Annotated in this window: 11 protein-coding genes; 9 read left to right on the top strand and 2 right to left on the bottom strand. The window is 42.4% G+C overall.

What is annotated here, in order from left to right:
- The first annotated feature begins 27 nt into the window (after positions 1-27).
- From PX482_RS06965 to PX482_RS06945, 5 genes are all read left to right on the top strand, one after another.
- Positions 28-156 (top strand): hypothetical protein, encoded by a 129-nt coding sequence (locus PX482_RS06965; RefSeq protein WP_288094221.1) that lies wholly within the window; start codon positions 28-30, stop codon positions 154-156.
- 53 nt (positions 157-209) lie between these two features.
- Positions 210-881, top strand: a complete 672-nt coding sequence (locus PX482_RS06960; RefSeq protein WP_002758875.1) for a class I SAM-dependent methyltransferase — start codon at positions 210-212, stop codon at positions 879-881.
- A gap of 200 nt (positions 882-1,081) precedes the next feature.
- Positions 1,082-1,231, top strand: coding sequence for a hypothetical protein (locus PX482_RS06955; RefSeq protein ID WP_249264849.1), 150 nt, complete (start codon positions 1,082-1,084; stop codon positions 1,229-1,231).
- A 22-nt stretch (positions 1,232-1,253) separates the two neighbouring features.
- Entirely contained in the window at positions 1,254-2,033 is a 780-nt protein-coding gene (locus PX482_RS06950; RefSeq protein ID WP_002758876.1) for a glycosyltransferase, read from the top strand.
- Between the two features lie 20 nt (positions 2,034-2,053).
- Positions 2,054-3,034 (top strand): NAD-dependent epimerase/dehydratase family protein, encoded by a 981-nt coding sequence (locus PX482_RS06945; RefSeq protein WP_002758877.1) that lies wholly within the window; start codon positions 2,054-2,056, stop codon positions 3,032-3,034.
- Positions 3,035-3,057: 23 nt separating this feature from the next.
- Here PX482_RS06945 and PX482_RS06940 read toward each other — a convergent pair whose 3' ends face one another.
- Entirely contained in the window at positions 3,058-5,766 is a 2,709-nt protein-coding gene (locus PX482_RS06940; protein WP_288094216.1) for a bifunctional acetate--CoA ligase family protein/GNAT family N-acetyltransferase, read from the bottom strand.
- A 552-nt stretch (positions 5,767-6,318) separates the two neighbouring features.
- Here PX482_RS06940 and gcvH point away from each other — a divergent pair.
- From gcvH to PX482_RS06920, 3 genes are all read left to right on the top strand, one after another.
- On the top strand, positions 6,319-6,714 hold the full coding sequence (gene gcvH, locus PX482_RS06930) for a glycine cleavage system protein GcvH (protein WP_002737085.1): 396 nt from the start codon (positions 6,319-6,321) through the stop codon (positions 6,712-6,714).
- Between the two features lie 159 nt (positions 6,715-6,873).
- Positions 6,874-8,046 carry a molybdopterin-synthase adenylyltransferase MoeB gene (gene moeB / locus PX482_RS06925; protein WP_043998707.1) on the top strand — a complete coding sequence of 391 codons (1,173 nt, stop codon included), beginning with the start codon at positions 6,874-6,876 and terminating at the stop codon, positions 8,044-8,046.
- Positions 8,047-8,288: 242 nt separating this feature from the next.
- A complete protein-coding gene (locus PX482_RS06920; RefSeq protein WP_288094218.1) occupies positions 8,289-8,870 on the top strand; it encodes a hypothetical protein in 582 nt (193 codons plus the stop codon).
- A 68-nt stretch (positions 8,871-8,938) separates the two neighbouring features.
- On the opposite strand, the gene PX482_RS06915 is transcribed toward PX482_RS06920, so the two are convergent.
- Positions 8,939-9,313: a CU044_2847 family protein gene (locus PX482_RS06915; protein WP_016516358.1), complete on the bottom strand. Its 375-nt coding sequence runs from the start codon at positions 9,311-9,313 to the stop codon at positions 8,939-8,941.
- Between the two features lie 304 nt (positions 9,314-9,617).
- Between PX482_RS06915 and PX482_RS06910 the strand changes: the two genes are divergently transcribed.
- Complete coding sequence (locus PX482_RS06910) at positions 9,618-12,041, top strand: caspase family protein (RefSeq protein WP_288094219.1); 2,424 nt, start codon at positions 9,618-9,620, stop codon at positions 12,039-12,041.
- The last annotated feature ends 94 nt before the right edge of the window (positions 12,042-12,135 follow it).

Here is a 12,135-nt window from a genome sequence, read left to right as displayed (position 1 = left end):
CTTACATAGAAAGGCATTTAGCGATTTTTGTCAATTGTTTTTGCTCTAGAGCAAACTAATCAATTAAGTCTCTTACCAGATAAGGATTTAGTCGATTTATGCCCCCCTATCGAACCATACCAAGTAACGAAGAACCAAAAAATTAATTGCTGCTAATTAAAAATTATGAACTATAACCATACATAAAAATAAAAGGAGGCTCTATTTAGATGATTGGGATTTGTAATTTATGCGGTTCTGTGGTGGTTCGGATACATCCAGGATATTTTGGTACTCGTTGTTTAAACTGTAGATCTACTAAAATTCATAGAGCAGTTGGTTTGACAATTGAATCTCTAAATTTTTCAACCAGTACCTCTGTTTACGAGTTGTCTTCTCGCGGAGCTTTGTATAAATTCTTAAAGGGTAAATTTAAAAATTTATACTTTTCTGAATACTTTGATGATGTACCTCTAGGGTTGATGAAGAACTCTGTTGTCTGTCAAGACGTTCAAAATCTTCTTCTCAACGACGAATCTTTTAATTTAGTGACTTCTACCGAAGTTTTTGAGCATGTTCCTGATGACAGCAAGGGTTTTTCTGAAATTTACAGAGTCTTAAAAAAAGATGGATATTTTATTTTTACCGTGCCTTTATCAGATAACCCGAAAACAGTTGAAAGATGTTTCTTACAGCCTGATGGGACTATCATACATCAGCTTGAACCTGAGTATCATGGCGATCGGATTCGAGGACAGGGAAGAGTTCTTGCCTTCAGAAATTACGGATTGGATATAACTGAACGGTTAGAAAGTTGTGGCTTTCACGCTGAAATACGTCTAGTAAACTCGACGCGCAATGTAATTGAAGATCAGAAGGTTATCATAGCAAAAAAAATGTAGTTCTATAACTGTCACTAAAAAATCAACTGGAGATGAGAATAAAATGTTAATTTCCTGCAAATACAACTCTCTTTTTATCCGTAATCCCAAAGTAGCGTTGTCGTCTTTGGAGAAATCTCTGAGAAAAATTATCTTAAATGACTGGGAATGTTTTAACTATATTTGAAACTTGACAAAAAGACTATGAGAGAATACTATAATTGCTTAAGTTACCAAAAGTAAAACTAGCAACCGTCAATCAAAATCCTCAACGTCAGCGAGACTACAGGAGTTATTATAACGAAGAAACTAAAAATATTATTAGTGAACATCTCAAGGAAGATATAGAATTGTTTGGATACTCTTTTTAGTAAAAGATAGCTTTAGATATTTATGCAACTTACGGCCTCCCTTGTCCTTTACAAAAATGATCCAGAGATAGTTATTCAAGCAATTAAATCTCTGTTCAGCACACCCATAGAAATTAATTTATCAGTAGTAGATAATTCTCCCACCGATGAACTCAAAAAAATCTTTGATAATTTTCAGGAATACGATATAGATTATTACTTCAATAATGGTAACAATACTGGTTTTGGTCAAGGACATAACCTAGCTATTACTAAGGCCAAAAATTATGACTATCATTTAGTTATCAATCCAGATGTTTATTTTGATAATAATGTGATAACTGAGCTTATTCACTACCTCGATAAGCATCAAGATGTGGGATTGATTACTCCAAAAATATCTTACCCTAACGGGGACATCCAATACCTTTGCAAGCGTCAACCTACGGTTTTGACTTTATTTATTAGACGTTTTATTCCTCGAAAAATGCAATTTCTTTTTAAAAAGAGATTGGACTGGTATGAAATGCGAGATATCAGCTATAACCAGATAATAGAAGTACCGATTATTAGTGGTTGTTTTATGCTATTTAACAGAAAATATTTAGATGATATTGGCTATTTTGATAAAAATATGTTCATGTATTTTGAAGATTATGATTTGACCATCAGAATGTCTAAAAAATACAAAACCATACTTTATCCCCATGTCAATATTTATCATCATTGGGCAAGAGGAGCGCACAACTCTACTAAACTGGCTATAGTTTTTGCTCAATCGGCTGTGTATTTTTTCAATAAACATGGTTGGAAACTTTACTAAACTTAATTGAATAATTAATAATGAAAAACGTTTTAGTTACAGGTTCTAATGGCTTTATTGCCAGCAACTTACTGCCAATTTTACATCAACATAACTGCCAGATAACAGCTGCAATTCGCCAGAAATTTGAGTTTCCTGCAGCCCTGTCAATTAAGGCTATTCAGGTGGGTGAAATTGATGATATAACCGATTGGCAAGAAGCATTGCTAGGCATTGATACCGTTATTCATCTAGCAGGACGCGCTCATATCCTTCATGAGACTATATCCAATCCAGAAGCAGCATTTATAAAAGTTAACACGAAGGGGACTATTAACCTAGTTAAGCAGTCGCTAAAAGCGGGAGTTAAGCACTTTATTTTTGTCAGTTCTATTCATGCTATGGCTGCCGAAAGTGATGATATTCTTAACGAAAATTCTTCCTGTCACCCTGATAGTCCCTATGGTCGTAGTAAACTGCAAGCAGAACAAGCTTTAATTAACCTCGCCAAAGATAGTAACATGACTTGGACAATCCTTCGTCCTACTCTCGTTTACGGACTAGGCAATCGTGCTAATATGGAGCGCTTGATGAAACTAATTAAACGGGGATTACCTTTACCTTTTGGTGCGATCAAAAATCGTCGTAGTTTTGTCTTTGTGGGTAATTTGGTTGCTGCCATTATTACCTGTTTAGATCATCCTAATGCCGCGAATCAAATCTTTTTAATTAGCGATAACCAAGCTGTTTCGACTCCCCAATTAATTCGACTCATTGCTCAACAAATTCAACAACCCTGTCGATTGCTGCCCGTCCCCACTACCTTACTTAGATTCTTAGGTTATCTGGGTGATAGAGTAGAATCCATAACAGGGAAAAATCTCCCTTTTAACAGCTATAATATCGATCGCTTGCTTGGTTCTCTTGCCGTTGACTCTAGCTATATTCAAAAAACCCTGAATTGGCAACCTCCCTTTACTTTAGAGCAAGGATTAGCCCAAACAATTCAGCCAGAGAATTAGTGATCAGCTTATCAAAAAAGGCTTCATAATTCAAGTTCCACTTTGACAAAATCGGCAGTTTTATAGAGAGAAAACCCCACTTTAGCGGCTATCATCTGCATAGCGCGGTTATCACTTAAAATTTCCCCTTCAATTCCCTCTAATCCTTCCTTTTTGCCAATAGTGACCAAACGCTGTAGTAATTCAGTACCAATACCCTGACCTTGATAGTCATCCCTAACTAATAGGTCAAATTCCGCCACATTAACGCCATGCAGTTTATTTAAGCGTCCTATAGCGATAATTTCTGGCTCTTCCGTCTGATCGTTATTAATCTCTACCACTAAGCTCATTACTCGATCGTAGTCGATAAAACAAATGCGCGTAAGACGATCATAAGCGGTTTGGCGATCGAGATTGACAAGATGAAAATAACGATAATAAATGGTTTCTTCCGAGAGATAATGGTGAAATTGTCGCACTAAAGGCTCATCCGCTGCCCGAATCGGACGAATTAGCACCTTTAATCCTCTTTTCGTCGTCCAAGGACCTATATAATGTTCGGGATAGGGACGAATCGCCGGATGAGATAACTTTTCTGGGGGAGTAGTTGGAGGATGAAGAAGGATAGAGGCGGAAAGGGCGATTAATTGCTCTGAATCGGCAAAAAAGGGATTAATATCGATAGTTTTAATGCGAGGTTGTTCACTAACCAGGTGGCTAAATCTAACGATTATTTGCTCCAAATTCGCTAAATTAAGCGATTTAAGCCCATTTGTCCCGTTAAAAGCCCGATAAATCTTGGTTTTTTCTAAAAGTCGGCGAGCGAGATTAGTATTTAAAGGAGGTAGAGCGGTGGCGTAATCTTGAAAAATATCGACTAAACGGCCGCCAGTACCGAAAATTATCACCGGTCCGCACTGATCATCGTAATTAGAGCCGATAATTAACTCATATCCTCGATCGATTTCTAACATCGGTTGAATACTCACCCCGAGAAAATGCTCCCCACCCACTTGTGCGGTAATATTAGCTTCGATCGCCTGATATGCTTGTGCCACTGCCATAGAGGAAAAAAGCGGCAATTGTACCCCACCCACCGCGCTTTTATGGATAATCGTCTGGGAATGCAGTTTCATCACCACGGGATAACCGAGAGATTCAGCGAGATTAACTGCTTCTGCGGCACTTTCAGCAATTTTAGTGACAATAACAGGGATTCCATAAGCTTTGAGTATATCTAAAGACTCTGGCTCACTGAGAATTGTTCTATCCCCTGCTTGCTCGATAATCTGGCTAACTAAAACTCGATCGGAGCCATTTTCCTGAGAATTGGTTAAAATTGGCGTTTGATAAAGACCGCGCAGATTCTCTTCATATTTCCAGAGCAAATTAAACACCCGGGCCGCCGAATCGGGATAGCGATAGGTGGGGATACCCTGCTGATTTAATAACGCTACTCCCTCTGCAATGCCCTCTCCCCCCATCAAACTTGCTAAAATGGGTTTTTTGCTATTTTGAGCGATTGAGGCGATGCTACGGGCAATTTCTCGCAGATCGGTGTTAAAGCGAGGCGAGAGAATCATCAACACCGCGTCGGTATGTGCATCCGCTAAAGCGATCTCTAGGGCGCGAGCGTAGCTATCGGGATCGCTGCCGCGACGCAGATCGATGGGATTTTGGGGGACAATATCCGCGGGAACAAGAGGAGCTAGTTTTTCGATCGTTGCGGGGGTAAGGGTTGCCAGTTGTCCATCTTCCGCCAGTAAAGCCGAGGCCGCTAAAAGAGCGGGAGCAACACCATTGCTGATGATTGTCAAGCGTTTTCCCCGGGGAAATCGGGGAATTTTCGCTAAAACTTGCGTGATATTCAAGAGATCGGCCAGTCTTTGTACTTCCACGATGCCACAGCGAGCAAAGGCAGCGGAGAGAGTTAGCTGATCGCTGGTCAATTTGCCAGCATGGGAAAGAGAAGTGGGGTCAAAGTCGGTACTGTGGCGACTAATGGCGATAATTGGTTTATTTAGGGCAACTTCTCGGGCTGAGGACAGAAAAGAGCGGGCATTATTCAGGGATTCCAAGTAGATAACGATGCTTTTGGTTTGGGGATCGTCTCCCAAATAATAGAGTAATTCGCCCCAATCCACATCTAAAAGGACTCCGAGGGAGATAAAGTGACTAAAACCGACATTTTCGCTTAAACTCCAATCAAGCACGGCAGCAGCGATCGCGCCACTTTGACTAATCAGGGCAATTGAACCGGTTTTCGGCAGGATGGGGGAAAAGGTGGCGTTAAGATTTTGTCTTATATTGCAGATTCCTGAGCTATGGGGACCGATGATGCGTAATTTTTGACCAGCGATCGCTTTAATTTCCCTGAGTAAATTTTCCCCCATCTGGCCGGTTTCCCGAAAACCCGTGGAGAGAATCAGGGCGCATTTAACCTGTTTTTCGACAGATTGGGCGATAATAGCGGGAATTTCGGGAGCGGGGGCGGTGATAATTACCAGATCGATCGCCGCCTGGATATCTGGTAAACTGCTATAGCTGGGAAGATCGAGCCAGTTTTCGGGGTGAGGATTAACTAGATAAAGACGGTGCTGACCGGGATTATGATGGAGATTATTTAAAAGAGTGCGATCGAGTTGGGGATTTTGGCGATTAAATCCCACCACAGCGATGTTTTTTGGCTCAAAAAAGGCTCTTATGGTTTGATGTTCGCCACCACGAGGCTCTAAGATGGAATTTAACATAAGTGGGTGGGTGGAATTAAATATAAGATGAACGTAGGTTGGGTTGAAGCATGAAACCCAACGCCCGCATGGGTTACGCTACCGCTAACCCATCCTACAAATAATTGTGCCTCCCTACTTAAGTAGGCTAGGAGGTATTTAAACCGGTTATTGTTCCAGTGTTCCGGTGTTCCCCGATCAACCTAGACCAATTCTAGCTGTTTAATCAGGGTTCGATCGGTGTAATTAATTTTGTCTAGGTAGGGTTGGCTGAATAAATCTAAAAACTTGGTTGGATAAGGTTTTCAGACTTTTTTTCCCTCAAAAAGTGCCGACCCTTGGAGTGATGGGGGGAAAATTTTAGGGACTTTTTCCCTGAAAATTAGGTAATTGACCTCCTCAAAATCGGTAAAACCCTACACCCCACACCCCACACCCCACACCCTGCCACCAGGAAAAACTTTTTCACCAAACCCTAGGCAGCGATCGGCAATAAAACAGCCCTAGCCGATGAACATTTTCCCCAAGAGATCTAGTAAACTAACTGATGCTGTAAATATTTAGAGACAGACGATGGAACTGGAATATCCCGAGGATTTGAGATACCTAGAAACCCACGAATACGTCAGACTCGAAGGTGAAATCGCTACCTTGGGAATTAGTGCTTTTGCCGTCGATCAATTGGGTGATATCGTGTTTCTAGAATTGCCCGAATTGGGAGAGGCGCTGGAAGTAGGTAGTAGTTTCGGCACGATCGAATCGGTAAAAGCGGTAGAAGATCTTTATCCTCCCGTCTCGGGGACCGTAGTCGATCGCAATCAAGCGATGATTGACTCCCCCGAATTAATTGCCGATGATCCCCACGGGGAGGGTTGGTTATTAAAAGTGCGGGTAGAAAATCCCGATACTGCCTTGGCTGATACCCTCTCCGCTAGTGAATACCGCGCCCAAGTAGCAGGGGAAAGTTAACTAATATTAACAACACGGAGCCAGACCCTCACACTATCATAGGCATAGAAAGAATTAAAAATCCAGGAAGCGATCGAGTCTTCCTGATTTTTGTCTCTAAACCGTGCTGAGACGAAATTCTAGCCCGAATCGAGTGAGGTTTCACTATTTACCCAATCTATGCTAAATCCTAATCTCGCGGCGATCGAACTTTCCAAAGAGGAGGTTCAACGCTACTCTCGACACATTATTCTGCCCGAAGTGGGCTTAGAAGGTCAAAAAAAACTAAAAGCCGCCAGTGTTCTCTGCATCGGCACCGGGGGACTCGGTTCCCCGCTTTTACTCTATCTAGCGGCGGCTGGCATCGGTAGAATCGGTATTGTTGACTTCGATATCGTCGATAGTTCCAATCTGCAACGTCAAATTATTCACGGCACTTCTTGGGTAGGTAAACCGAAAATTGTTTCCGCTAAGGACAGAATTCTAGAAATTAACCCCTATTGTCAGGTGGATTTGTACGAAACCCGCATAAGTTCCGAAAATGCCCTTGACATTTTAGCCCCCTATGATGTAGTCATCGACGGGACGGATAATTTCCCCACCCGTTATCTGACTAATGATGCTTGTGTTCTTCTCGACAAACCCAACGTTTATGGCTCAATTTTCCGCTTTGAAGGACAAGCAACCGTTTTTAACTACCAAGGCGGTCCCAACTACCGCGATCTCTATCCCGAACCGCCACCACCGGGGATGGTTCCCTCCTGTGCGGAAGGCGGTGTTTTAGGAGTTTTACCCGGAGTAATCGGCACAATTCAAGCCACAGAAGCCATTAAAATTATCCTCGGCGCACCGGATACCCTTAGTGGTCGTTTACTGCTTTACAATGCTTGGGAAATGAAATTCCGTGAGTTAAAATTGCGCCCGAATCCCATCCGTCCCGTCATTGAAAAATTAATTGATTACGAACAATTCTGCGGTATCCCGCAAGCGAAGGCACAAGAAGCAGCAGAACAGCAAAAAATGACAGAAATGACCGTAGTAGAGTTAAAAGCACTAATTGACAGCAATGCCAATGATTACATTCTCATCGATGTGCGTAATCCCAACGAGTACCAAATCGCTAATATCCCCAACTCGGTGTTAATTCCCCTACCCGATATCGAGAATGGTGCGGCAATTCCCAAAATTAAGGAATTAGTCAACGGTTATCGTCTCATCGCCCATTGTAAGATGGGGGGACGTTCCGCTAAGGCCCTCGCTATCCTCAAAGAGGCAGGTATCGAAGGAATTAACGTCAAAGGTGGCATCAGTGCCTGGAGTCGCGAAGTCGATTCCACTGTACCAGAATACTAATTTTGATCCTTGGGTGTTAGGGGTTGGGGTTTTAGGGTTTTGGGGTATTAGTTGAATTCCCCCATTCCCTATCCCCCCATCTCCCTAGGGTTGATTCAAGGTAGGGTTGATTCATGAATCAACCCTACCCCATCTCCCCATCTCCCCATCTCCCCATCTCCCCATCTCCCCATTCCCCCATTGCCCGTGAATCTGTTAAAATCAAGGCCAGTTAGCCTTAAAATCCTCGGTGTGAGCGAACGATGAAAAACCATATTAAAAAAATTGCTAGTTGGAGCGCGATCGCTACTATTTCCCTTGGCTTAGTAGAAATGAACCGAACAGCGATCGCATTTGGCAACAATAATCAATTCAGTGCCTGTATCAGTCAGATTGTCGGCACGGGAGTCAGTCCCGAAGATGCCGCCACCGCTTGTTCAGAAGCATTAATTCCTAAAGAATTATCCCGGTGTGTGGTGATGATTAAATCCAAAACCCCGATCGATGGTAATCTGGCCCTGCAAGCTTGTTTTCAAGTGCGTCGTCCTATTGACCTAGGTAATTGTGTAGTCGATATCCATCGCGCTGCCCCCTTATTTGCCACTAATTCCCTCAAACAAACCGAAACAGCCAAGGAACCTGATAAATTAGGGATTTCTAGACAGGTTTTAGATTCCTGTCGTCAAAGTTTATTACCCGGTCGCTTTTCCGAGTGCGTTATCGCTGTCAGTCGTGATGTGGACAAAAATAATCCCTCCCAAGCTTTACAAACCTGTTTAAGTGCCGAGGATTTCCCCAGAGATCTATTCCCCAGTTATCCCCAAAATCAAGACCAGAGACCTTAATCAAGATTATTTGGCTCTCTTATTTTGGGAATATATGGAAAAACCAGAAAACGTTAAAGATTGAACCATCAATCAGACGAGTTCGGCGGCTTAGGAAAGGTACACTTAACCGTAATATTTAAATTACTTTTAGCGGTTCCTTTGGTAATATAAGGGATTCCTACCTCACCGCCGATTTCCACACCAAATTGTAAAGTGACTTCCTCAATGTTGGCAATGGCTAAATTGCGAAAAGCGTTTAAAGTGTAAGTAGTGTAAGTACGAATTGTATCTTCAATTGTCTGAAAATTCTGTAAAATTTGCTGTTTATCTGGTACATTAATTACCCCTTTAGCAACTCTTCCCTCGGTTTTTAATGTCTCGGTCGGAATTTCCAGGTCATCGGTGGACTCTATATAAATTAGAGTGTTTTCGTCAATTTGGATCGGAGTTAGTCGAGTCATAAATAATGCAAAAATTGAAAATTAACTTTTTTCTTAACTATTTCTTGGCTCTCCCATACTTGTGGTGATAAGAAAAGGGGCTCTTCTGGTTTCTGTGTGGAAACGGGGTCTATACTGATAGAATATCAGCAAAATAGTCCTAAAAGTCTTGCCCAGTAAGCATTTCACGATTCCATAAGCAAAAATTATCACACAAAGTCGAGAAGAGCCGAAAAGGTCATCTAAGGGAGGGCCTATGCTTTCCTTGCAGTTTACCAAAAAATAACCTAATATAAAAAATATTTCTATCCCTTGCTGACTGTCTATGGTTTGGTACGCCCTCGTCATCGGCATTAACGATTACGATTCCCTGCCATCTTTGAGCAAACCCGCCCAAGATGCAGAAGCTGTTGCTCAATTCTTGGAGAATACCAAGACATTTGAGAATGTAGAACGCCTACCCAATCGCTGGATTGCCGCAGAAAAACGCTACGAAGTTGTTCCAGGAAAGGTAACGGGGAATGAAGTCTTGCAAGCCTTAAAGCAAATCTTATCGGGAGAGCAGACCAAAAATCAAGAAGTCTTGATCTACTTTTCAGGACACGGGTTTCGCCTGATCAATCGCATCGGTGACGGGGAAGCCTATCTCGCCACCTCCGATAGCCAACCCGACGGCAAAAATGCCATTTCTTTAGACCGAGAACTCAATCCTTTATTACGGCGTTCTAGTTTGAGTAATCTGGTGGTAATGCTAGACTGTTGCGTTGCAGGGGCGTTATTGCCCGAAAATCCGGAAAATCGCACTTTGCTGGAACCTAGCCTCTCAGCGTTTAAGGAGAAGCAAGATTACTACCTGATCGCCGCCTGTCGGTCACAACAGCAAGCTTGGCAAGATGAGGAATACAGTTTGTTCACCGCCGCTTTACTGAAGGGATTGTCCCAAAAAGAGGCGGACCCAAAAACGGGAGAAATTAGTGTCGATCGCCTGTTTGATTTTGTTTCGCGGGAATTGCGAGGGAAGGGTCAAGAACCGATTCGCATGGGAGTTGGGCGATCGCTAATTCTGGTCAAATATGGGGCGCAACCTCAAGTTAAAGAAGTGAAACCGTTACTAGATGAGAAGGGAGAATTGCGCTGTCCCTATCAAGGATTGCTGGCGTTTACTAAGAAAGAACGCCCATTTTTCTTCGGACGCAAGCGAGTAGTAGAAGACATCAAATCTAAGCTGGATCGGCTAAATTTTGTCCCTCTGATTGGTGCTTCTGGAAGTGGTAAATCTTCGGTAGTTCTGGCGGGATTGATACCCTGGTTGGAAGAATTAGGATGGCACATTCTCGAACCGATCAAGCCTGGATTTAAGCCGTTGTCAAAGTTAGAAAGCCTACTGTTATCCTATTTTCCAGATTGCGAAAAATTGCTGGATGAATGTATCAATAATCCAGCCAGCGAAGGCTTAAACCCGCTATTAGAACTTTTTCCCCGCGAACACAAATTCTTGCTGGTGGTAGATCAATTTGAGGAATTATTCACTTTTGATCCAGAGAAAGAGCGCGAGCGCGAGCGCTCGCGCTTTATTGAATTGATTACTCAAGTTGCCACAATTCCAGACTCTCCTCTGGCAGTTGTCGCTACCATGAGGGCGGATTTCATTGAACCCTGTTTGCGTTACGATTCTTTGCGAAAATTGATTCAAAATAACGCCGAATACCTGCCAGGTCTAAGGGGATTAGATTTGCTAGAAGCTATCACCGAACCAGCCAAACTGCAAGGCTATGAAGTTACGAAAGAATTGCTCAATAAAATCCTTGAAGATATTAAACAAGAACCCGGATTTTTACCATTATTAGAGTTTGCTTTAACCCAGCTTTGGCAGAGGCGAGATGAAGCAAAGTATCAGGTTACTTTAGATGCTTACCAGGCGATAGGTGGGATAGTAGGAGAGTTAAATTGTCATGCAGATAAAGTTTACCACTACAGGGATTATGAAAAAGACTCACCGCAGCAGGAGCGAACGGAAGACGAGAAAACTTTAATCAAGCGAATTTTCTTGAATCTTCTGCAAATAGGAGATGGGGAAAAAGATACCAGATTGCGTCAACCGAAAGCCTTTATCTTGTCTTTAGCTGGAGATAATCGAGAAGGAAAAAAAGTTTTAAAAGAACTGATTGAAGGAAAACAAGGATTAGTAAAAGGTCGCCTTTTAGTAACGGGAAAAACTGAACGAGAAGAAGAAGCTTGGGTAGATTTGGCCCATGAAGCTTTAATTGAAAAGTGGGACAACCTGAATCTGTGGCGAACCGAAACTCGCAAGGGTAGAGAATTAGCCAAACAAGTGTATGAAGATGCCCGAAATTGGCAAAAAAGTCACAAATCCCAGTATTATTTGTGGTCGGGTGACAAGTTAGCAGATGCAGAGAAAATTCTGCAAGAATATCAAGACACGGTGGGGACTAAGCAATTGGCTAAAGAGTTTCTCCAAGCTAGTAGCCAGGAGGAGTTGCGTTCTTATATGAGAAGGCCAGATATTGATGATTTAGACTGTCAAGCTTTAGAAAAAGAAGCAACTAACAAATCATTTTTAAGCCGAGAAAAGTTGAGAAATTTACTCGAAAATGAGAAGGAAAAAGCACAGATAAGGCTGTCAGCGTCCTGGTTGCTGAAACAGTGGGGAGAGGAGGTTCCTATCTGGACAGCAGAGGTTGATATAGCGGTATGCACTTGCATGAGGTACAATAGAAGAGGACAATAAATTATAGACCTAGGCAGGAGCCACGACCCGATGAAGCCCTATTCTTTAGACTTGCGACAAAAGATCATCGAGACCTACGAGGAGAATAACCTCT

It is taken from the genome of Microcystis sp. M53602_WE12 (assembly GCF_030065455.1).
Taxonomy (GTDB): Bacteria; Cyanobacteriota; Cyanobacteriia; order Cyanobacteriales; family Microcystaceae; genus Microcystis; species Microcystis aeruginosa.
Note: the sequence above shows the minus strand (reverse complement) of the source record. Positions and strands in the feature narration are given on the sequence as shown.

Bases quoted from the DNA above. Each gene is read 5' to 3' on its own strand.
- PX482_RS06950 (WP_002758876.1), top strand. From the start codon at position 1,254: ATGCAACTTACGGCCTCCCTTGTCCTTTACAAAAATGATCCAGAGATA.
- PX482_RS06915 (WP_016516358.1), bottom strand. From the start codon at position 9,313: ATGACTCGACTAACTCCGATCCAAATTGACGAAAACACTCTAATTTAT.
- PX482_RS06940 (WP_288094216.1), bottom strand. From the start codon at position 5,766: ATGTTAAATTCCATCTTAGAGCCTCGTGGTGGCGAACATCAAACCATA.
- moeB (WP_043998707.1), top strand. From the start codon at position 6,874: ATGCTAAATCCTAATCTCGCGGCGATCGAACTTTCCAAAGAGGAGGTT.
- gcvH (WP_002737085.1), top strand. From the start codon at position 6,319: ATGGAACTGGAATATCCCGAGGATTTGAGATACCTAGAAACCCACGAA.
- PX482_RS06910 (WP_288094219.1), top strand. From the start codon at position 9,618: ATGGTTTGGTACGCCCTCGTCATCGGCATTAACGATTACGATTCCCTG.
- PX482_RS06920 (WP_288094218.1), top strand. From the start codon at position 8,289: ATGAAAAACCATATTAAAAAAATTGCTAGTTGGAGCGCGATCGCTACT.
- PX482_RS06945 (WP_002758877.1), top strand. From the start codon at position 2,054: ATGAAAAACGTTTTAGTTACAGGTTCTAATGGCTTTATTGCCAGCAAC.
- PX482_RS06960 (WP_002758875.1), top strand. From the start codon at position 210: ATGATTGGGATTTGTAATTTATGCGGTTCTGTGGTGGTTCGGATACAT.